This window comes from Bacteroides sp. HMSC067B03 (assembly GCF_001811315.1).
In the GTDB taxonomy this organism is placed as follows: Bacteria; Bacteroidota; Bacteroidia; order Bacteroidales; family Bacteroidaceae; genus Bacteroides; species Bacteroides faecis.
This window is the reverse complement of sequence record NZ_KV804482.1, coordinates 16,537-38,997: the sequence shown is the minus strand read 5'-3', so window position 1 is coordinate 38,997 and position 22,461 is coordinate 16,537. Positions and strand designations below refer to the sequence as shown.

The window sequence follows — 22,461 nt, the reverse complement described above, 5'->3', positions numbered from 1 at the left end:
ATTGTTGAACCTTTTTTAATTTAATACATTATGCAAAAAAATATCCGGAAGAAATGGCCGTTTCTCCCGGATGTGAAATCATTCTCTTTTTAATATTAGCGTGTCTTGACGCTATTTCAATTGATCATAAAATAATAACCAATTAACTAATACTAAAAAGATGCTACAAATTTATGAAAAAATAGCAGATAATGTTGCTCAAAAGCGAGTATTTCTCATTTTTTTAGGTCTATTGTTGCTGCAGACCCTCGCTTTTGCTCAAAATGATAGTAAAATAACTATCAAGCAAAAAGATATCACTGCAGTAGATGCGTTGAAAGCTGTGGAACGGCAGTCGAAGATGTCTATTAATTACAGTGATTCCGAACTGAAAGGAAAGAAAATAGCCGAACTAAACTTGGAAAACGCATCAGTGGCAACTGCACTCGACGCAATCTTAAAAGGAACTGGTTTCTCGTATCAGATTCAGGGTAATTATATCATAGTTACCGAAAAGAAACCTGCTGCGCAATCTCAACAATCTCAGAAAATGATTAAGGGAAAAGTGACCGATGAGAATGGTGAACCTCTTATTGGGGTAAATATATCAGTGGAAGGTAGTTCTACGGGTACAATAACCGATTTTGATGGAAACTTTTCTATTAGCGGTCCCGGCAATGCCAGGCTGAGAGTATCTTATATAGGATATGCAACTCAAATGATTGCAGTTTCCGATAAAGAGTTTTATCCGGTTACCATGAAGCAGGATGCTGAGGTACTGGACGAAGTCGTTGTTACGGCATTAGGTATCAAGCGTGCGGAGAAAGCACTGTCTTACAATGTGCAACAAGTAAAAGGAGATGAAATAACCGCTATCAAAGACGCTAACTTCATTAATTCGCTGAACGGTAAGATAGCGGGTGTGAGTATCAACAAAAGTGGTAGCGGTGTCGGTGGTGCAACGCGTGTAGTAATGCGTGGTGCAAAATCCATCGAAGGAGACAATAATGCACTGTATGTAGTTGACGGTATTCCTTTGTTTAATACCAATATGGGAAACACCGACAGTGGTATCATGGGTGAAGGCAAAGCCGGAACAGAAGGTGTTGCCGACTTTAACCCGGAAGATATCGAAAGTATTTCTATTCTGAGCGGACCTTCGGCTGCTGCTCTGTATGGTAGTAGCGCGGCAAACGGTGTCGTCCTGATTACTACGAAGAAAGGACAGGAAGGGAAATTGCAGATATCATTTTCTTCTTCATCCGAATTCAGTAAGGCATATATGATGCCTGAATTCCAGAATACCTATGGAAATAAAGAAGGTATGTTCGAAAGCTGGGGCGATAAGCTGTCCAGACCTAATTCATATGATCCTAAGAGTGATTTCTTTAATACCGGAACTAATTTCATTAATTCATTGACACTGTCGACCGGTACAAAGCAGAACCAGACGTTTGCTTCCGTATCTTCTACGAATTCAAAAGGTATTGTTCCTAACAATGCTTATGATCGTTTGAATTTTACGATTCGTAATACAGCTACTTTTTGGATGATAAATTGCAGTTGGATTTAGGTGCATCCTACGTGAAGCAGAAAGATAAAAACATGGTATCGCAGGGACAATATTGGAATCCGGTGATATCCGCTTATCTATTCCCGCGTGGCGAAAGTTTCGATGATATCAAGACTTTTGAACGTTACGATCAGAGTCGTAACATTCCGATACAGTATTGGCCTATTGCCGATGCTACTTATGGTTCACAGAATCCTTACTGGACTGCTTACCGCAATATAGCAACCAATGAAAAGAGCCGTTATATGTTCAACGTCGGACTGACTTATAAGATCACAGACTGGATAAATCTTGCCGGACGTTATCGTATGGACGATACTCATGTCCAGTTCGAACGTAAGGTTTATGCTACTTCCGATCAAAAATTCGCCGAAGGCAGAAAGGGGCTTTATGACTATAGCAACTATAAAGACCGTCAGGAATACGCTGACTTTATGCTGAACATCAATAAGCAGTTTAATGACTTCAATGTTTCTGCCAACTTGGGTTATAGTTATTCTAACTACTGGTCGCTGGCAAGAGGTTATAAAGGAACATTGCTCGGAGTGACAAACCTGTTTGCAGCCAGCAACATCGACCCGTCCAACGGTCGTATTTCCGAAGATGGAGGTGACAGTCGCGTGCGCAATCACGCTATCTTTGCTAATGTCGAGCTGGGTTGGAGAAGCATGCTTTATCTTACTTTGACCGGACGTAATGACTGGAACTCAAGGTTGGTAAACACCGATGAAGAGTCATTCTTCTATCCGTCGGTAGGTTTGTCCGGCATTATCTCTGAAATGGTGAAACTGCCCGAATTTATTTCATATTTAAAGGTGCGCGGGTCTTATACGGAAGTAGGTTCTCCGGTATCTAAATCAGGACTTACTCCGGGAACAGTTACCACTCCGATAGTGGGCGGTGCGTTATCTCCCACAGGTATCTATCCGTTTACCGACTTCAAGGCAGAACGTACCCGTTCGTATGAATTCGGATTGAGTGTTCGCTTCTGGAACAAGTTGAGTGCAGAAGTCACTTATTATAAGTCGAATACATACAATCAGACATTTATCGGAGACTTGCCGGAGTTTTCGGGTTACAAACAAATTTATCTGCAGGCAGGTAACGTACAGAATCACGGATGGGAAGCCTCATTGGGATATAGAGACAGCTTCAAGGATTTTAGCTTCTCTTCAAACCTGACCTTCTCCCGCAATGTGAACGAGATTAAAGAAATGGTGGAAAACTACCATACCAGTATGAGCCCGGAACCTATTAACGTCCCGGAAGTAAGGAAAAACAACGGGCGTGTAATTCTGAAAGTAGGGGGCAGTATCAATGATATTTATGCCAATACCTTCTTGAAGAAGGATAGCCAGGGCTATGTTGAAATCAAGCAAGACGGCTCGTTCGGACTCGAGCAGGGTGAACCGGTTTTCTTAGGAAAGACCGTACCGGACTTTAATATGGGTTGGAGCAACTCATTATCATACAAAGGATTTGGCTTGAGTTTCTTGATCAACGGACGTTTCGGTGGTGTGGTAACTTCTTCTACCCAAGCTGTCCTCGACCGTTTCGGAGTATCAAAAACATCTGCCGAAGCGCGTGACGCAGGTGGTGTCTTATTGCCCGGACAGGGAAGAGTGGATGCTCAGAAATATTATCAGTTGATAGGTACGGGAGACTATACTACCTCCGGATATTATGTATATAGTGCTACCAACATCCGTCTGCAGGAACTGACTTTGAGTTATAAGTTCCCTAACCTTTGGTTTAAGGATATACTGAAAGATGTTACTTTGTCATTCATTGCCAACAATCCTTGGATGATCTACAGTAAGGCTCCGCATGATCCGGAACTGACTCCGTCTGTAGGAACATACGGTCAAGGTAATGATTATTTCATGCAACCGAGTGTAAGGAGTTTCGGTTTCGGTATTAAATTTAAATTATAATTGACCCATGAAAAAGATAAATCAATATAAACTATTGGCAGGCATTTGCGCTTTGGCGCTTTTTACTGCTTGTGACTTCGAAGAAATAAACACCAATCCATTCGAGATGACCAACGAAATGGGGATAAGAGATGGTGTTGCCATCGGAGGCGCCGTTGCAGCAATGCAAAGAGCTGTAGTTCCCGTAGGAACACAAGCTGACGATACAGAGGCTATTAATCAATATCAGGTTGCTTACAATTTGTCAGCCGATTCGTGGTGCGGATTTTTCGGACAGAATAACAACTGGTATAGCGGTAGCAACAATACTACCTATTACTTACAGGACGCTTGGGTGGCTGCTACTTATAAGAATTCGTATACAGAATTGCTTTCCTCATGGAAGGAAATCAGACAAGAATCCGAGAAAACCGGATCAATGGAAGTTTTCGCTTTGGCTCAGATTCTGAAGATTTCGGCATGGCATAAGACGCTCGAAACATTTGGACCGATTCCTTATACACATGCGGGTGAGCCTGCTTTGGTTATTCCTTTTGACAGTGAGAAAGACGCATTCAATGCTATGTTTGCTGACCTGACTGCTGCTATTGAGATATTGACAGCCAGAGTAGAACAAGGAGCAACCATTGTTGCCGATTATGATGCCGTATATGGCGGTGATACGAGAAAATGGGTCAAATATGCCAATTCGCTGATGTTACGGCTGGCAATGCGTATCAGTTACGCTGACGAAACGACTGCGAAGAAATATGTACTGCAAGCTTTGAAGCACGAAGTCGGCGTGATGACTGCTAAAGCGGACGAAGCGCAGATGAGCAGTGGAGCCGGAATGGTATTTCGTAACAACATAGAATGGTTGTCAAACCAATATAATGAATGTCGTATGGGATCCTCCATGTTTTCTTATTTGTTGGGTTACAAAGATCTGCGTCTGGGTGCTTATTTTGAAGCTTCTGCCAGCGCGTATGCAACAGAGGCTTATGACGGTAAAAAATATCAGGCAGTTCCTCCCGGCAATGCTTATCAGCAAAACACGATTTACACCGACTTCTCCAAGCCTAATATTGCTGCGAACACGCCTACTTACTGGATGCGTGCTTCTGAAGTGTATTTTCTCAGAGCGGAAGCTGCATTGAGATGGGGAGCAGAGTTTGGAGATGCGAAGGCACTGTATGAACAAGGTGTTGCCACATCCTTTGATGAAAACGGTGTCAGTTCGTCTGTAGATGACTATTTGGCATCCGGCTTGACTCCGATTGCCCATAATATGAGAGCCTCATATTATAGCTACAACGCTGCTGCTCCTACTGCCGCGACACCCGAATTCAGCGGTGGGACGGAAGAAAAACTGGAGAAAATCATTATTCAGAAGTGGATTGCTCTTTATCCTAACGGACACGAAGCATGGACCGAATGGCGCAGAACAGGTTATCCGAAACTGAACCAGGTGCAGACAAATCGTGGGCAGGGTGTGACCCGTGAAGGTGGTATCCGCCGTATGGTGTATCCTCTCAGCTTCTCTCAGTCGGCAGACGACAGAGCCAATTATGAAGAAGCTTTGAATCTTTTGGGTGGTGCTGATAAAGATAAAGCAATCACTCAGCTATGGTGGGATTGTAAAAATAGAATCTATTAATCTGTGATTTATATGAAAATGTTAAAACGAATCTTATATATACTTCCTATTATTGGGATGGTGTTTACGTCGTGTGTCGATATAGAAAGCAAAGACTTTGAGCATATCGGTGGTTACAATACGATGGATAACGAAGAAAGCGCACAATATTATGCGGATCTTCGTGCATGGAAGGCAACAAGCAAGGATTACGGTCGTCCCATTTTTTTCGGATGGTTTAGTAACTGGTCACCCGAAGGCCCTATCCGTAAGGGATATTTGGCATCATTGCCGGACAGTATCGATATGGTTTCGATGTGGAGCGGTCCGTTTGGTTTGAATGAAGCAAAATTGGCTGATAAGGAGATTTTCCAGAAGAAGAAAGGTGGTAAGATCACTGTCTGTTATATTTTGCATAATATCGGGACAGGTATTACGCCTACTTCCGTTTCAGAGAAAGTACAGGCTGAAAACCCGGAAGCCTCCAGTGAAGAGATCAATGAACTGGTAAAAAAGGCTACAGAAGAATATTGGGGCTTTACCAGTGGAGAGAAGGGTGCGGAAGATCACATTACAGCGATTCAAAAATATGCAAAGGCGTTGGTGGATACTATCGTAGCTACTGATTATGATGGTCTGGACATTGACTGGGAGCCGGATAACGGTGGTGACGGAGGAAGATATGTCGGAAGTTTGAAAGACCGCCGTGGTGGTCCGCGTGGAGAATTTCTGCATTATCTGGTAGAAGAGATAGGAAAATACTTTGGTCCGAAGGCAACTGAACGTCCGAATGGCAAGTACTACTATTTTATGATAGATGGTGAAATCTGGAATTCGAACAAGGAATCGGCTCCCTATTTCGACTATTTCATTACTCAGGCGTATGGAGATTCCAATCTTGACAGGAGAGTCAGTACCTTGCAAAGTTGGTGTGGAGAATACTATGACTATCGTAAGCATATCTTTACCGAGAACTTCGAGTCATCATGGGTGTCCGGTGGTGTTTTGCTGACTCAGGCAGCCTATAACCATGTCAATGGCCCGAAGGGCGGCGTAGGTGCTTTCCGACTCGATAATGACTATGATAATGCCCGTGATTACAATTTTGTGCGCCATGCGATACAAATCAATCAAGAGGCCTATAAGGAATATATGGACAGTCAATCTAATGAAAATACAGAACAGTAATGAAACGTATCAAAATCTTATATGCAAGTGCACTGGTTGCATTGTCTTTCTTCGGTGCTGGTTGTAACGATAGTGAAAGTGATCTGTTGACATCCAAACTTTATTTTGAGAGTAATGTGATAAGAGTGGAAGTGGAAGCGGATACTTATGACTGTGAATTGATATCACGTCTGTCAAATATGATGAAGAGTGATGTAAAGGTGAGCTATCAGATAGGCGGACAGGACCTAGTGGATGAATATAATCAAAAACATGGGACGACCGGACAGCTTCTGGCTGCTGATAACTATGAAATGCTGGGAGCTTCGTCGACCATTAAGGCAGGAGAACTTTATGCCAATCCATGTGAGTTGTTAGTGAAGAATATTACCAAAGGTGAAGATGGGGTGACTTATATTCTGCCTGTGTTAGTGAACAGTACGGATGTGGAAAAGATCAGCAGTACAAGTGTTACTTACATTGTTGTGAGGAAGCCGATTATCATTGATAAGGTGTACCGTGTGAATCCGGGGTGGTTTGATGTGCGTTTGCCGTCAGTGTACAAATCAACGGGTTCCGTCACTTTTGAAGCATTGGTTTATGCTTTGCGCTGGAAGAATTTGGGTACGATTATGGGTAATGAAGGTACTTTAATTATGCGTACCGGTGACTTGAATCACCCGGACAACGAACTTCAGATGGCGGGTAGTGTTGCGTTGCAGATGCCTGATGTGTCTGTGTTCCAGTTGAATAAGTGGTATCATGTGGCGTTCACTTATGATGCTTCTGCGGGAATGGCTACTCTCTATCTCAATGGTGAGAAAATAGCCGATAAGACTGTTGGCTCACTGACATTCGACTTGAACGAACGTTTCTGTATCGGCTATGCTTATGACTATGACAGTAGCCGTAAATGGAATGGATATATGAGCGAAGTACGTTTATGGTCAGTTGCACGTACTGCCAATCAGATTCGCGAAAATATGATGTTTGTTGATTCGAAATCAGATGGTCTGGTAGGTTATTGGAAAATGAATGGTGAAGACACCGAGCAACGTGACGGAGTATGGTATGTGCGCGATCAGTCGCCGAATCGTAACGATGCAACTTCAAACAATGGTCTGCGTGGTGAAAACGGTGGACGTCAGTCTTTCGTAGAGCCGACTGTGACAGAGATGAGGGTCAGACTTGAATAAGCTATAGGTTAGTTTTCAAAGTATATTAAGTGAAAAGAGGGCTGAATTCTGTATTGTGAATTCAGCCCTTATTTCTATTCATACGTAATACCGATTATTCCTTTGTGTCTTTGGGAATTACCAGGTGATATTTCTGTTATATTCTTTCTGTTTATTTTCAGATTTGTATTTGGAAACAAGCTTTTGATGCGTTGTATTCCTTCTTCCGTAATCTTGCCGGATAGCTCTAACCTTTCGATTTTCACTTTTGAAAGTTCGTCCGGTATATCAATTTCATTAATGAAGGTAAGCTCCAGCTGTTTTATTTCTTCAAGTTTCAGCAGTATGGAAGGGAACTCTTTCACTCTAAGGTTGATACCCCCGCCAAAACCTCCTGTTTTGGCGTCGGCTTTCAATCTGTTTATGAGTCTGGTGTTATCTGTGCTTTTCTTTCTGACCATCCAGCCGATTTGTGGTCTCAGGGCAAAACTCTCATTGTTTTGTTTGAGTCCGATGAAACCGGACCACAGTTCCAGTGGTGTTTCAATCACGGTATCATTGTATGCTTCAATATACTTTAAATCCACTTTTACTATCTCGCTCGGAAGTTTTTTACGACCCACAATCTGTTTTAGATTATTTCTTTTTCCTTCATTGTCATAAGGAAAGAATTTAATGATCCATCCATCAAAAGTCTCGGGAGCTCCACATGACTTTGGTGAATGACATTTAAACATATTACGCCAAAACTCTTGGTTAACGGTCCCCTTTGATGCCTTCACAAACTCCTCCAAAAGAGGTTCAAGTTGTGATGTCCACCATTCAAGTTTATATTCTTTTAGTTCTCTGGCTTTATTTAAAACTTTTTCCCAGTCTTGTGGTGTCCCTTCAAGCGTGATTTCCGGAATACCGCAAGCAATCATTATGGTGATAAATTCGAAGTATGATTTCACCGTTTCCATTATTGTTATCTCAGAAACGGTCTTTTCCAAAGAAGTCGTTGTAGAGAAATTACAAGTGAGTGTTTCGACCAGATTACCTCCTACTTCTTTTCTTATCTGTTCCGTAAACTGAGGGAGCATTTCTTCCCATGAAAGACTCGGGTCTTCCAGTTTTTTATTGGATTGTACAACTAAAGATTGTTTCCCGGAGAAATCTACAAAATATTTTCTCAAAGACTCATGGTTGGCATTCACATGTTGGGCAAAACCTTGGCTAATCAGTAACCAAATCATATCCGGTGATAAAACGAACGGTCTATGATCTGCATAAGCCTGATACATGCCGCGGAAAAAAGAATTATACCCAAAATGTACTAAACTGTCAGGAGATTCACTTTTGGCAATTACATTAAATGGAGGTTTCCAGATGTCTTTTTCTGTAATTCTAATGGTTAATTCATTATCAGATAACATCAGGTATCTGTAGATTTCATCGGGCGAAGCCACAGGATGCAACTTTTCGGGTTTGGAGAGTTGCTCAACTTCAAAAGTCGTTCCATTTTGAGCAGCTGCGGAAGTGCTGCATAGAATGAATAAATAGAATAGTAGTTTTTTCATAATACTAAATTTGTTTTATGGTTTGTACCTCAAATGTTTTCCTGTTGACAGATTATGGATAACAATATACAAATATACTATTATTAGAAATGGGATCGCAATGATATCGAATCTTTTTTATGACCTGTGTCTCTAAAAAAATAAATGCATATTATTCTAGAGATCTATTTATTCGGAAAATTGTAGTAAGTTTGCTCTGATAATCGAAGATAATGTCTCAGCGTAAGATCATACATATCGATATGGACGCTTTCTACGCCTCTGTAGAACAGCGCGATAATCCGGAACTTCGTGGCAAACCTCTGGCAGTGGGGCATGCCGAGGAGCGGGGAGTGGTAGCGGCGGCGAGTTATGAAGCCCGGCGCTATGGCGTCCGCTCAGCTATGGCTTCACAGAAGGCAAAGAAACTTTGTCCGCAATTGATATTTGTACATGGTCGAATGGATGTTTATAAGTCCGTCTCCCGTCAGATACATGAAATCTTTCATGAATATACCGATATAATCGAACCTCTTTCTTTGGATGAGGCTTTTCTGGATGTGACGGAGAATAAAAAAGGAATCTCTTTGGCGGTAGACATAGCAAAGGAAATAAAGCTCCGCATCCGTCAAGAACTGAATTTGGTCGCGTCAGCCGGTGTCTCTTATAATAAGTTTTTGGCGAAGATCGCCTCAGACTATCGAAAACCGGATGGCTTGTGCACTATTCATCCTGAACAAGCGCTTGATTTCATAGCCCGTCTTCCGATTGAATCTTTTTGGGGAGTGGGCCCTGTGACGGCAAAGAAGATGCATCTGCTGGGTATCCATAATGGACTTCAGCTACGTAAGTGTTCGCTTGAAATGCTGACTGCCCATTTTGGAAAGGTCGGGTCGCTTTATTATGAATGTTCCCGTGGCATTGACGAACGTCCCGTAGAGGCGGTTCGTATCCGAAAGTCTATCGGCTGTGAGCGGACATTGGAAAAGGATATTTCCGCCCATTCTTCCGTTATCATCGAACTATATCATGTGGCGGTAGAACTGATTGAGCGGCTTCAGCATAAAGAGTTTAAAGGGAATACATTGACTCTGAAAATTAAGTTTCATGATTTTAGTCAGATTACCCGAAGCATTACCCAATCGCAGGAACTGACTACCTTAGACCGTGTGCTGCCCCTTGCTAAAGAATTACTAAAAAGTGTGGAGTACGAACAACACCCGATACGGCTCATCGGACTTTCCGTATCCAATCCGAAAGAAGAGACGGACGAACAGCGCGGAGTTTGGGAACAACTGAGTTTTGAGTTTAGCGATTGGGAATAAAGCAGCCTTCAGATTGATAGTAACGACGGTTTTACGGAAGCTCGAACAGAGCCTCTGTTTACTTGGAACAGAGTGTCTGTTTACTTAGAATGAAGGCTCTGTTTGCTCTGAACAGAGCGTCTGTTTACTGGGGATAATAAGGTACTTATATACTTTTTCTTGAAGTCTGTACTTTTTTGTCATGAGGTTCGTATGATTTGCTCACCTTACTTTTTCAGAGATGTACTATCTTTGCCATACTTAAACGAACAAAAATACCATGAATCGAATGAAGCATTTTATTAGTTTTCTTCTGGTAGTTGCCCTTGGAAGTTTTTCTTTCAAAGCGAATGCCTATACTGAACGCAATATGCTGCAAAAAGCAGCAGACGAAACTACGTTGAAAAGTGTATTGGTAATGAAGCAGGCGTGGGTACCTTACCCGGCTTACACCGACCGTGCCGCATGGGATTCACTGATGGGACCTAACAAGCAACGTCTTATCGCAGCAGGAGAGAAGCTTCTCGATTACAAGTGGCAACTTATCCCCGCTACTGCCTATCTTGAATATGAACGTACCGGTAATCGTAAAATAATGGAAGTTCCCTATGATGCTAACCGTCAGGCATTGAATACGCTGATGCTGGCAGAACTGGCAGAAGGCAAGGGGCGTTTCATCGATCAGTTGCTGAACGGAGCTTACATGAGTTGCGAGATGAATTCATGGGTATTGTCTGCCCATCTGCCCCGACAAAGTAGTAAGCGTTCTCTTCCCGATTTCCGTGAACAAATTATTGATCTTGGTTCCGGTGGATATGGTGCATTGATGGCTTGGGTGCATTATTTCTTCCGTAAGCCTTTCGACAAAATCAATCCGGTTGTTTCTCTGCAAATGCGTAAAGCGATTAAAGAACGTATCCTCGATCCATATATGAATGATGATGATATGTGGTGGATGGCATTCAACTGGCAGCCGGGTGAGATTATCAACAACTGGAATCCTTGGTGTAATTCTAATGCTTTGCAGTGTTTTCTTTTGATGGAAAATAATAAAGACCGTCTGGCAAAAGCGGTGTATCGTTCGATGAAATCGGTCGATCAGTTTATCAACTTTGTGAAGTCTGACGGAGCTTGCGAAGAGGGAACTTCTTATTGGGGACATGCGGCAGGTAAGCTATATGATTATTTGCAAATACTTTCCGATGGTACAGGAGGCAACATATCTCTGTTCAATGAACCGATGATTCGTCGTATGGGAGAGTATATGTCCCGTTCTTATGTCGGTAATGGCTGGGTAGTGAACTTTGCCGATGCTTCCGCACAAGGCGGTGGTGATCCTCTGTTGATCTATCGTTTTGGTAAGGCTGTCAACAGCGATGAAATGATGCATTTTGCAGCTTATCTGCTGAATGGCAGAAAACCTTATGCAACAATGGGAAACGATGCATTCCGTTCCCTTCAGTCTCTGATTTGCTGCAATGATCTTGCCAAAGAAACGCCAAAGCATGATATGCCTGACGTAACCTGGTATCCCGAAACGGAATTCTGCTACATGAAGAATAAGAATGGAATGTTTGTGGCTGCCAAAGGTGGTTTTAATAACGAAAGTCATAATCATAATGACGTGGGAACTTTCTCTTTATACATGAATACGATTCCTGTCTTTATCGACGCCGGAGTGGGGACGTATACCAAACAGACATTCAGCAAAGACCGTTACACCATTTGGACCATGCAGAGCAATTATCATAACCTGCCGATGATTAACGGTGTACCGCAGAAATACGGTCAGGAGTATAAGGCGACAAACACTACTTGCAACGAAAAGAAACGCGTTTTCACTACTGATATAGCTAAAGCTTATCCGGCTGAGGCGAAAGTGAAGAACTGGAACCGTTCGTATGCACTGGACGACCGTAAGCTGACTATCACTGACAGTTACACTCTGAACGAAGCTGTAGCTCCCAATCAGGTAAATTTTATGACTTGGGGGAATGTGACTTTCCCTTCACCGGGTAAAATTCAGATTGAAGTAAAAGGGCAGAAAGTAGAACTGGACTATCCGGCCCAATTCAAAGCTGAACTGGAAACCATCCAATTGGATGATCCGCGCCTCTCTAATGTATGGGGCAAGGAGATTTATCGCATCACACTAAAAACAAACGAGAAAAAAGAGACTGGAAATTATAAGTTTGTTATTCAACAAGTGAAATAGAATTCAGCAGATAAAGTAGAAACAAGAAATAACGTATAAACAATTAAATCGCAGTAAGATGAAAAAAGTATTATTAGTCGGTCTTTTGGCTGTCGCCGGAGTAAGCGTAAGTGCTCAGAATCTGATCAAGAATGAAAAGTTTGCTACGGAAGTAACGAATAAGGTTACCAACCCTAACAAGGCTACAGCAGGTGAGTGGTTCATCATGAATAATGAGGCAGACGGTGTGACAACCATCGCTTGGGAACAAACCGGGGATGCCAAATATCCGAATGCCATGAAAATAGATAATTCGGGTGCAGAAAAGAATACTTCCTGGTATAAAGCTTTTCTGGGACAACGTATTACCGACGGCTTGGAGAAAGGTATCTATGTGCTGACTTTCTATGCAAAAGTGAAAGAAGCAGGGACTCCGGTCAGTGTATATATCAAGCAGACGAATGAAGAAAAGAATGATAACGGTAAGCTGAACACTACCTTCTTTATGCGTAGAGATTATGATGCTGATGCTCAGCCTAATGCTTCCGGTGCACAGTATAACTTCAAAATCAAGGATGCGGGCAAATGGACAAAGGTTGTTGTTTACTATGACATGGAACAGGTGGTGAATACTATCAGCAGTAAGAAGTCCAATCCTGATATGGAAGTGTCTGATACGGATGATGATGCTGCTATCCTGAAGGATTGTTACGTAGCTATCCTTGGACAGAATAAAGGTGGGGTAGTAGAAATCAGTGACGTGACTTTGAAGAAGAAATAAGAAGAAAATAAAAAAGAAAGAGCGGAGAACCAATCGGTTGCTCCGCTCTTTTCATGATATATATTAGTGTGTTTAATTACATGGCAGGCTGCTTCGTCAGCAGTTTTTGAAGTTTACCATTCAAGGTTTGGCACATAGCACCGTTTCCCATTGCTTGATAACGTTTAATACGGTACTGTAACATCATGATTTTTTCATTTGCATTCTTTTTCATAATTTGTTTCCTCTTTTTTTGCCCTCCACGTTTTGAAGAGCGGTTTTACATCTTGTTTTCTTTATTAACACTGCAAAGATACAAAATGTTTTTGAATTATATGCTGTAAAACATAAAAATCTTCTTTTTCTTATGAAATTTCTTTTTATAAGAGGTTCGAACACGGAGATGTTACAAACCTGTTACAATTTTCCCGCTGTTTTCCTTTGATGACAATATTATTCTTATCCATCACATTTTTATGTAGTTATCTAGGCATTCAGAAAATATTCTTGTATTTTTGTGAGACAGCAATCTTATTATCTAAAATAAACCAAACACTCTTATGAAAACATTCATCCATCTAGTATCTGTTTTGATTCTCTCGATTGTGCTGTTTGCCTGTAGCAATGCTCATTTCCTGAAAGAAGAGGATTATCGGAATCAAGTAACCAAAGACTTTGAACAAAAAAAACAGGCGCTTCCTCATGGAGACTTATTTACTGTTTTGTCAAATCCTGACTTGTCTGTGTATGAGCAGGAAGCTTTGATGTTTCTCTATGCGTATATGCCGATAGGGGATGTAACGGATTATTCGGGAGATTATTATTTGGAGAATGTTCGGCTATCCGGTCAGACACGTGCCGAGATGCCTTGGGGAGATAAGGTCCCGAACGAATTGTTCCGGCATTTTGTGTTACCTATTCGGGTGAATAATGAGAATTTGGATGACTCCCGCCGGGTATTTTATGGAGAATTGAAGGATAGGGTAAAGCATCTTTCCATGAAAGATGCCATTCTGGAAGTGAATCACTGGTGCCACGAAAAGGTGGTGTATCGTCCGAGCGATGCACGTACGAGTTCTCCGCTGGCATCGGTGAAGACGGCGTATGGACGCTGTGGAGAAGAATCCACGTTTGCTGTGGCTGCATTGCGTTCGGTAGGTATTCCGGCACGGCAGGTATATACTCCCCGCTGGGCGCATACGGATGATAATCATGCCTGGGTGGAAGCATGGGCAGATGGCCAGTGGTATTTTATTGGGGCTTGCGAGCCGGAACCGGTTTTGAATCTGGGATGGTTCAATGCTCCTGCTAGCCGGGGAATGCTGATGCATACAAAGGTATTCGGTCGCTATAACGGTCCGGAAGAAATTATGCTTGAAACTCCTAATTATACGGAAATCAATGTGACAGAGAATTATGCGCCGACAGCAAAAGCAATAGTGACTGTGACGGATGTGAGTGGAAATCCTATTTCCGGTGCCAGAGTTGATTTTAAGGTATATAATTACGCCGAGTTCTATACAGTAGCTACAAAATATACGGATGCTGACGGGCAAGTATCATTGACAGCCGGAAAAGGAGATATGCTGGTATGGGCTTCCAGTGAAGGAAAGTTCGGCTTTACCAAATTATCATTTGGAAAACAATCGGAGTTGGCCTTAGTGCTGGATAAAAAAGAAGGAGATATCTTTGAAGTGGATCTTGATATGGTTCCTCCTGTAGAGAATGCCAATTTGCCTGAAGTAACATCGGAGCAACGGGCAGAAAATGACCGGCGGATGGCTCTGGAAGACTCTATCCGCAATTCGTATATCGCTACTTTTCCGACTGCTGCGCAGATTGATTCTATAGTTTCCGGATGGAAAGGGACAAAAACTTCTAGTGTGAAGAAAAGTTTATGTTCTTTCTTAGTGGATGCCAGAGGAAATTATGATGTGTTAATTCGTTTTCTGCAGGAGGCTGATCGACAAGGAAAATTGCTGAAAGCTGCTGCGCTATTATCTATCATTAACGAAAAAGACCGTCGTGATGTTTCTTATGAGGTATTGATGGATCATTTCATGTATACAGAAGATGATTCTAATAGTTCATACGTGTGCGCTTTACCGGGGCCTGTTTGTATGAGTGATCCTCCGGAATTAAAAATACATGAAATTTTCAAACCACGTATTTCTATGGAGACATTGACTCCTTACAGATCTTTCTTCCAGTCAAAGTTTTCGGAAGCGGAAGTAGATACATTCCGTAATCGTCCACAAGCTTTGGTAGAGTGGGTAAACCGTTATGTGACTGTCGACGGAACGCATAATTCTCAGGGGATACCTGTTTCCCCGGAAGGAGTCTGGCGTTCTCGGGTGGCTGATTCACATTCGCGGGATATATTCTTTGTTGCGTTGGCACGTAGCATGAATATTCCTGCTTATATAAATAGTATGAATGGGAGTGTATCTTATTATATGACTTTTGAAGATAACGGTTATTTTTGGAATGAATCCGTGGATGTTAACTTCGATAAAGCAGAAAGCGTAGAAACGCCCAAAGGAATATATCGGATGTATGATGGAAACAAACCCATTGCAAATGGTGATGACAGAGTGAAGTATTATAGTAAGTTTACGATCTCCAGAATAGAAGATGGAAGGCCGATATTAATTGATTGTGATGAAAATAATCCTCAATTGAGGAATATAGGAGTATTGGATGCCGGTTATTATTTGCAGGTGACAGGTACGCGATTGGCTGACGGTGGTGTGTTGGCTAGAATTTCATCTTTTGTATTGCCGATGCAGAAAGATGACTTGAAATTGGAAGCTACAAAAGTTTCTTATCATTTACGTGAATCAGGTGAGAAAGTTGCTGTAATTGGCGGGTTTAATTCCGAGTCTCTTTTTACTCCAGTGGAAGAAATGGGGCAGAAGACAACACTTTTGGATAGGCAAAGTTTGTTGCAAGCTTGTGGCCGCGGCTACTTTATAGTCGGGATACTAGGTCCGGGGCAAGAACCCACCAACCATGCTTTGCATGATATTGCAGCTTTAAAATCTGACTTAGAGAAATGGAACCGGAAAATGGTATTGCTTTTCCCGGATGAAGCACAATGTAAGAAGTTCCATCCTTCCGAGTTTCCTGAGTTGCCTTCTACCGTTATTTATGGTATAGATACGGATGGAATTTGCAAACAGATAGTGGATAATATGAAACTGAAACATAAAAATAGTTTGCCGATATTCATCATTGCCGATACTTTCAACCGGGTAGTCTTTGTCTCTCAGGGATATACGATTGGTCTGGGAGAGCAATTGATGAAAGTAATACATGGATTATAAGGTGAAGCCAGAGTGCAATAATCGTTAATTCTTATTATTCATACATTGTTTTTGGAAAAGAATGATTACGTTTGCAGCAAATTATGGCAAAGTACATTTTTGGCATATTAGCATGCGCATTTCTGGCTTTGGGATTTACTCATATTTCCAACAAAGAATTGCAGGGATTTCAGAAAGAAACTGGAGTCCCGGCAATTGATATGTCCTACAATGAGGGAGCAAATTGCTGTATCTCTTCTGCCGGCTTTGATAAATCATGTAAAGAAACTCATTCGTTGCTGACTGACGGAACTTACGGCAGTAAAGTTAGCGACTGTATTTTTGATAATCTCTCTTTTCCAAGAAGCATTGTTCCTTTCAAGAATTTGAGGTTCAATACTACCAATACTGCAATTCTACAGATATTGAGCTCGTTGAATACGATGCTTCCGGAGAAACGTCTGAGCCATACTTGCTTTGATGTCAATTACACAAAATATTCGTGTAAATACTACGTCTATACATTAGCCCATATTCTTATTTAGGCTACATTGTTTTCCTTTGGCAGGGTGAGAAATGTCTTTCTCGCTGCCCCTCCTTATTATTTATTGTTCCTATAAACGTATGATATACTTCCCGGATACCAAGTTAGGTGCCGGGATCAAAATATTGTGTTTTTCGTTGTGAAACGGGAGTTACGTCGTATAGAAGCAAAGATGTATACCGAAGTGATTCAGGCAAGTAACATCTGCCGATTGTTTCTATATGGATGATGAGGAGTGCCCGATGGGATTAAACTTTCATGTGTGTCTAAATTTTATAATGATTATACCATTGGGCGCCTCTTCTTTTTTTGAATACTATTATATAACCTATATTTATATTGCTATGATTGATTTATTAATATCTACTTTTGCTATGATGGGACTAACCTTTCTCATCGGTTTTTTTGTTGCAGCGGTCATCAAGCTGATTGCCTATGCGGCAGATTCTTTTGATTTTTATAGTTCTCATCGTCTGGAACTGTTGAGGTTACACCGTTGGCGACAACATCGGCAGAAAGTAGAAAGGCTTGTAAGGCAGATGCCGCTTGAAGCCGAAGAGACTTTGGGAGATTACCGCGAAGATTTCAGTCGTGGAATCAACCGGAATTTTTCCGGCTATTCCGGTTATTATCATGGGGTAAGTCCGGGTGCTTCAGAAAAGAACCTGATGGATTATTATTATCCGCGGGATACACGTGAGTTCTTTCTCAAAGAAGAAGAGCTGGCACATACCAACAAAAAGAATTCAAAGAAATCTACTACCAACAAGCAATAAAATAACGTTTATTTATGGAAAATATTGATTTTGCCACCCTCTTTCAGGGCATTGGAACAATGATGGAAAGCGGCTGGCTGCTGGCTTCTGCCAGAGTCTTTCTGGTACTTTTGGGGTTGTTACTTATCTATCTCGGGTGGAAGGGAGTGCTCGAGCCTATGGTCATGATCCCGATGGGGCTAGGCATGGTAGCTATCAACTGCGGAACATTGATGATGCCGGATGGCACATTAGGCAACCTTTTTCTCGACCCGATGCTTTCGGATACGGATGACCTGATGAATACGATGCAGATAGACTTTCTGCAGCCTGTCTATACGCTGACATTCAGTAACGGGCTTATAGCTTGCTTTGTCTTTATGGGCATCGGAACACTGCTGGATGTGGGCTTCTTGCTTCAGAAACCGTTTGCGAGTATTTTCCTTGCTTTATGTGCCGAGCTTGGCACGTTCCTTACGGTACCCATCGCTTCCGCCCTTGGACTGACTTTGAAGGAGAGTGCCTCCGTTGCTATGGTAGGTGGTGCGGATGGCCCGATGGTATTGTTTACTTCGCTGGCTCTGGCAAAGCATTTGTTTGTCCCTATCACGGTAGTTGCCTATCTGTATCTGGGACTGACGTATGGAGGTTATCCTTATCTGGTCAAACTATTAGTTCCTAAACGTTTCCGTGCCATTAAGATGGTAAGTAAGAAGGCACCGAAGAACTATGACGCCAAAGTGAAACTGGCCTTTTCGGCTGTTCTTTGCGCAGTACTCTGCTTCTTGTTTCCGGTAGCTTCTCCATTGTTCTTTTCCCTGTTTTTAGGAGTTGCTGTCCGCGAATCGGGTATGAAGCACATTTATGATTTTGTCAGCGGTCCGTTGTTGTATGGTTCAACCTTTATGTTAGGCGTATTGCTGGGTGTGCTTTGCGACGCGCATCTGTTGCTTGATCCGAAAATACTGAAATTGCTGGTATTAGGTATCGTTGCCTTATTGCTTTCCGGTATCGGAGGAATTATCGGCGGATACATTATGTACATTGTCAAGCGGGGAAATTACAATCCGGTGATTGGTATCGCTGCTGTCAGTTGCGTACCTACCACCGCAAAAGTTGCCCAGAAGATAGTAAGCAAGGACAATCCGGATTCGTTCGTTCTGGGAGATGCCTTGGGAGCCAATATCTCAGGAGTAATCACCTCAGCTATTATTACGGGTATCTATATTACGATTATCCCTTATTTATAGCCTGAATGGTATCTGTCACTCTTTGGGCGGTGGTAACATTTCGTTCGTATTCGTCGATATGTACAGTGCCGCCCATCGATACTGATTCATTTTTATACTTCATATCGCTTTTGATGCTTTCACGTGCAGAGAAATGAAACTCCTGTATACCGGTTTCTGAGGCAATGCGAGCGATATTCTTCTCGTTTACGCCACATCCGGCAAGCAGGATGATTCTTCCGGAAGCCTGTTGCTGCAATTCTTTGAGTAAAGGAATGCCGATTTCGGCAGTAGGTTGCTGACCGGAAGTAAGAATGCGGTTGCAGCCCAGTTCGATAATCTGTTCCAAAGCCTTTTCAGGATTGCAGCATACATCAAAAGCACGGTGAAAGGTAACCGATAAGCCTTGCGAGGCCTTCATTAACTCTTGCATCGCAGGAAGGTCGATCTCTCCGTTTGCTGTCAGACAACCGAATACAACTCCGTCAGCTCCTAATTGCCGTGCCATTTCGATATCTTTCAGCATCGTCTTCACTTCGATGGGAGAATAAAGGAAATCTCCTCCGCGCGGGCGGATGATGACATGCAGACGAGTCGTTGTCAGCATCTCACGTGCTGTCGATATCTCTCCGTAAGAAGGAGTCGTTCCGCCTTCCGGAATACCTGCACATAACTCTACCCGATTGGCTCCGCCTGCCTGTGCTGCCAGGCAGCTTTCTACTGAATTGGCACAGACTTCAAATTGAAACTTTTTCATAAGCTGATACTTTTAGACTGCATGTTGCTGTGCGATACCGCCAACATGAAAGATAAATGGTGATAAGCTAAAAAAGGGCGAATTGCTTCGCCCTATATTGAATCTTCTTTTGAATATTTACTTATTTAGCGAAACTAACCGCACGTGTTTCACGGATCACGGTGATCTTCACCTGTCCCGGATAAGTCATCTCATCCTGAATCTTCTTGGCGATTTCACCGGACAAGCTTTCAGTCTGTTTATCGTCGATCTTGTCCGCACCTACAATTACGCGGAGTTCACGTCCTGCCTGAATAGCATAAGTCTTGGTTACGCCCGGATAAGCCATGGCCAATTGTTCAAGGTCATTCAGACGCTTGATATACGCCTCTACGATTTCGCGGCGTGCGCCCGGACGTGCACCGGAGATAGCATCACAAACCTGTACGATAGGAGCCAGCAAACTGGTCATTTCCGTTTCGTCGTGGTGAGCGCCGATAGCGTTGCAGATATCCGGTTTTTCTTTGTACTTCTCGGCAAGTTTCATACCCAGCAATGCATGTGGCAATTCCGGTTCTTCATCGGGTACTTTACCGATATCATGCAGCAGACCTGCACGTTTTGCCTTCTTCGGGTTCAGTCCCAGTTCCGATGCCATCACAGCACAAAGGTTGGCTGTTTCGCGGGCATGCTGCAACAAGTTTTGGCCATACGAAGAGCGATATTTCATCTTACCGATAATACGGATCAGTTCCGGATGCAGACCATGGATACCAAGGTCGATTGTCGTACGTTTACCGGTTTCGATAATTTCCTCTTCGACCTGTTTGCGTACTTTAGACACGACTTCCTCGATACGTGCCGGATGGATACGTCCGTCTGTTACCAGTTGGTGAAGAGCCAGACGGGCAATTTCACGGCGAACCGGGTCAAAAGCAGAAAGAACGATTGCTTCCGGAGTATCGTCTACAACGATTTCAACGCCGGTAGCGGCTTCCAGTGCACGGATATTGCGTCCTTCACGTCCGATAATACGTCCTTTGATTTCGTCCGATTCGATATGGAATACTGTCACGGAGTTTTCGATGGCAGTTTCGGTAGCTACCCGTTGGATAGACTGGATAACAATACGTTTTGCTTCTTTGCTGGCAGTCAGTTTCGCATCATCCATGATGTCATTGATAAATGACTGTGCCTGCGTTTTAGCTTCTTCTTTCAGTGATTCGACCAGACGTTCTTTTGCTTCATCGGCAGACAGACCGGAGATTGTTTCCAGCTTTTCTATTTCCTGATGTTGCAGTTTGTCCAGTTCTTCTTTTTTCTTATCAACGATCACAAGCTGTGCTTCCAGGTTTTCCTTTACAGCTTCGGCTTCCAGTTTCTTGCGCTGGATTTCCTCTTGACGCTGGCTAAGCACCATTTCGCGTTGTTTCAGTTTATTTTCCGCCTGCTGAATTTTTTGATTACGCAGTGCCACTTCTTTTTCCAAATCAGCTTTCTTGTTCAGGAATTTCTCCTTTACTTCCAGCAATTTGTTTTTCTTAATTACTTCAGCTTCAGTTTCCGCATCTTTCAGAATACTATCGTATTTAGACTTCAGTACGTACCGGAAAAGTACATATGAAAGGATTCCTCCTACGACGAAGCAAGCAATTGCTGTTGCTATTATTGCTATCATTCTTACATTAATTTAGTTATATAAATAAAAACGCACCGCCAAATATCAAAACAGTCATTGCTCGGATATTCTGCAGTGCGTGGTGTTTTCTTTATCAGTGAATAGCTCGGTGGCATTATTCTTTTTGGAAATAATCCTCCAGCAATTCCGTTAGTTCTTTTACCTTTTCCGTATACGGAGTGGTATCGTTACGTTGCATTAATTGCAGTTTCTCCAACGAGAACTGATAGGCTACCATGGCAATAATCTTTTCCGGTTCAAGGTTTTTATAGTATTCCCGGTACGCATTAAGCCTGATGTTTACCTGCTTGGCTGCTTCCCGTACCATTTCTTCTTCCTGTCGGTTAATGGTTAACGGGTAGTTTGAGTCTGCTATTTGCAGGTTTATCTTTATTTTATCGTTCATACATCTTTCTTCTTTACTCGTTTAATAAAGCGATGCATTTATCGACTTCACGCACTAATTTTGACAATCGCAGCTTCGTCTCTTTTACGTCGCTGCCGTTAAGGCTGATTGTCGTAGCTGTTTTTAGGTTTGTATAGTTGACTTCCAATTCATCATACTGAGCTTGCACCTTCTCGTTCTTTAACTTTTCGTTTTCAAGAAGTTTTCTCAACCCAGCATTTTCACGCTTTAATTCATCGTGCAAATACATTAAATGCCGTAGCTGCGTTTCAAAGGTACTCAATAACTTTTTTTCTTCTTCTGTCATTACTACACCAAAATTGTACACAAAAATACGATTAACTCTGATATTACAAAAACTTTTCGGGAGAAAATATGCTTTTTAGCCTTAAAATAGTGGATTACATGGGTGAAGGAGATAAAATACATGAGACTATCTGTGTAAATCTTTTCTTTATGAACAACCCGGCAGGTACAAAAGGTACATTAGGTACACCCTATAATTTTTTCACACACAGGCGTGCGTATGTGCGCACGTATATATATCGCGTATATAATTAATGTTCGTG

At 42.4% G+C, this 22,461-nt stretch carries 16 protein-coding genes and 1 pseudogene; 11 read left to right on the top strand and 6 right to left on the bottom strand.

The window, feature by feature from the left end; all coding sequences use genetic code 11:
* The first annotated feature begins 160 nt into the window (after positions 1-160).
* The 4 genes and pseudogenes from HMPREF2794_RS25035 (at position 161) to HMPREF2794_RS25020 (ending at position 7,464) form a co-directional block, all read left to right on the top strand.
* Positions 161-3,486 (top strand): annotated as a pseudogene (locus HMPREF2794_RS25035) (TonB-dependent receptor).
* 7 nt (positions 3,487-3,493) lie between these two features.
* Positions 3,494-5,122, top strand: a complete 1,629-nt coding sequence (locus HMPREF2794_RS25030; RefSeq protein ID WP_070753012.1) for a SusD/RagB family nutrient-binding outer membrane lipoprotein — start codon at positions 3,494-3,496, stop codon at positions 5,120-5,122.
* A gap of 12 nt (positions 5,123-5,134) precedes the next feature.
* Complete coding sequence (locus tag HMPREF2794_RS25025; protein WP_010536995.1) at positions 5,135-6,289, top strand: glycoside hydrolase family 18; 1,155 nt, start codon at positions 5,135-5,137, stop codon at positions 6,287-6,289.
* The gene (locus HMPREF2794_RS25020; RefSeq protein WP_055270107.1) at positions 6,289-7,464 is read left to right on the top strand and encodes a DUF1735 and LamG domain-containing protein; all 1,176 of its coding nucleotides are present in this window, start codon (positions 6,289-6,291) and stop codon (positions 7,462-7,464) included. Before HMPREF2794_RS25025 ends, HMPREF2794_RS25020 begins: the two co-directional genes overlap by 1 nt.
* Positions 7,465-7,538: 74 nt before the next feature.
* Here HMPREF2794_RS25020 and HMPREF2794_RS25015 read toward each other — a convergent pair whose 3' ends face one another.
* Positions 7,539-9,002, bottom strand: a complete 1,464-nt coding sequence (locus HMPREF2794_RS25015; protein ID WP_070753010.1) for a DUF4419 domain-containing protein — start codon at positions 9,000-9,002, stop codon at positions 7,539-7,541.
* 212 nt (positions 9,003-9,214) lie between these two features.
* On the opposite strand from HMPREF2794_RS25015, the gene dinB reads away from it, so the two are divergent.
* The 3 genes from dinB (at position 9,215) to HMPREF2794_RS25000 (ending at position 13,260) form a co-directional block, all read left to right on the top strand.
* Entirely contained in the window at positions 9,215-10,306 is a 1,092-nt protein-coding gene (gene dinB, locus HMPREF2794_RS25010; RefSeq protein ID WP_010536998.1) for a DNA polymerase IV, read from the top strand.
* A gap of 259 nt (positions 10,307-10,565) precedes the next feature.
* Positions 10,566-12,500 carry a heparinase II/III domain-containing protein gene (locus HMPREF2794_RS25005; protein ID WP_070753008.1) on the top strand — a complete coding sequence of 645 codons (1,935 nt, stop codon included), beginning with the start codon at positions 10,566-10,568 and terminating at the stop codon, positions 12,498-12,500.
* A gap of 58 nt (positions 12,501-12,558) precedes the next feature.
* A complete protein-coding gene (locus tag HMPREF2794_RS25000; RefSeq protein ID WP_055270101.1) occupies positions 12,559-13,260 on the top strand; it encodes a DUF4627 domain-containing protein in 702 nt (233 codons plus the stop codon).
* A gap of 76 nt (positions 13,261-13,336) precedes the next feature.
* Here the strand turns inward: HMPREF2794_RS25000 and HMPREF2794_RS29170 are convergent, their stop codons facing one another.
* Complete coding sequence (locus HMPREF2794_RS29170; protein ID WP_008764567.1) at positions 13,337-13,474, bottom strand: hypothetical protein; 138 nt, start codon at positions 13,472-13,474, stop codon at positions 13,337-13,339.
* Between the two features lie 325 nt (positions 13,475-13,799).
* On the opposite strand from HMPREF2794_RS29170, the gene HMPREF2794_RS24995 reads away from it, so the two are divergent.
* From HMPREF2794_RS24995 to HMPREF2794_RS24980, 4 genes are all read left to right on the top strand, one after another.
* The gene (locus tag HMPREF2794_RS24995; RefSeq protein WP_070753006.1) at positions 13,800-16,565 is read left to right on the top strand and encodes a transglutaminase domain-containing protein; all 2,766 of its coding nucleotides are present in this window, start codon (positions 13,800-13,802) and stop codon (positions 16,563-16,565) included.
* A gap of 83 nt (positions 16,566-16,648) precedes the next feature.
* Positions 16,649-17,089, top strand: coding sequence for a hypothetical protein (locus tag HMPREF2794_RS24990; protein ID WP_010537002.1), 441 nt, complete (start codon positions 16,649-16,651; stop codon positions 17,087-17,089).
* A 343-nt stretch (positions 17,090-17,432) separates the two neighbouring features.
* Entirely contained in the window at positions 17,433-17,864 is a 432-nt protein-coding gene (locus HMPREF2794_RS24985) for a hypothetical protein (RefSeq protein ID WP_070753051.1), read from the top strand.
* 14 nt (positions 17,865-17,878) lie between these two features.
* Positions 17,879-19,093: a sodium ion-translocating decarboxylase subunit beta gene (locus HMPREF2794_RS24980; RefSeq protein WP_010537004.1), complete on the top strand. Its 1,215-nt coding sequence runs from the start codon at positions 17,879-17,881 to the stop codon at positions 19,091-19,093.
* On the opposite strand, the gene HMPREF2794_RS24975 is transcribed toward HMPREF2794_RS24980, so the two are convergent.
* The 4 genes from HMPREF2794_RS24975 to HMPREF2794_RS24960 all read right to left on the bottom strand — a co-directional run bounded on the left by HMPREF2794_RS24975 (position 19,077) and on the right by HMPREF2794_RS24960 (position 22,199).
* Positions 19,077-19,829, bottom strand: coding sequence for a copper homeostasis protein CutC (locus HMPREF2794_RS24975; protein ID WP_010537005.1), 753 nt, complete (start codon positions 19,827-19,829; stop codon positions 19,077-19,079). The two genes, HMPREF2794_RS24980 and HMPREF2794_RS24975, sit on opposite strands and share 17 nt — an antisense overlap.
* Positions 19,830-19,950: 121 nt before the next feature.
* Positions 19,951-21,486 (bottom strand): ribonuclease Y, encoded by a 1,536-nt coding sequence (rny, locus tag HMPREF2794_RS24970; RefSeq protein WP_010537006.1) that lies wholly within the window; start codon positions 21,484-21,486, stop codon positions 19,951-19,953.
* A 115-nt stretch (positions 21,487-21,601) separates the two neighbouring features.
* Complete coding sequence (locus HMPREF2794_RS24965; protein WP_010537007.1) at positions 21,602-21,892, bottom strand: cell division protein ZapA; 291 nt, start codon at positions 21,890-21,892, stop codon at positions 21,602-21,604.
* 13 nt (positions 21,893-21,905) lie between these two features.
* Complete coding sequence (locus tag HMPREF2794_RS24960; RefSeq protein WP_010537008.1) at positions 21,906-22,199, bottom strand: hypothetical protein; 294 nt, start codon at positions 22,197-22,199, stop codon at positions 21,906-21,908.
* Positions 22,200-22,461 lie beyond the last annotated feature (262 nt).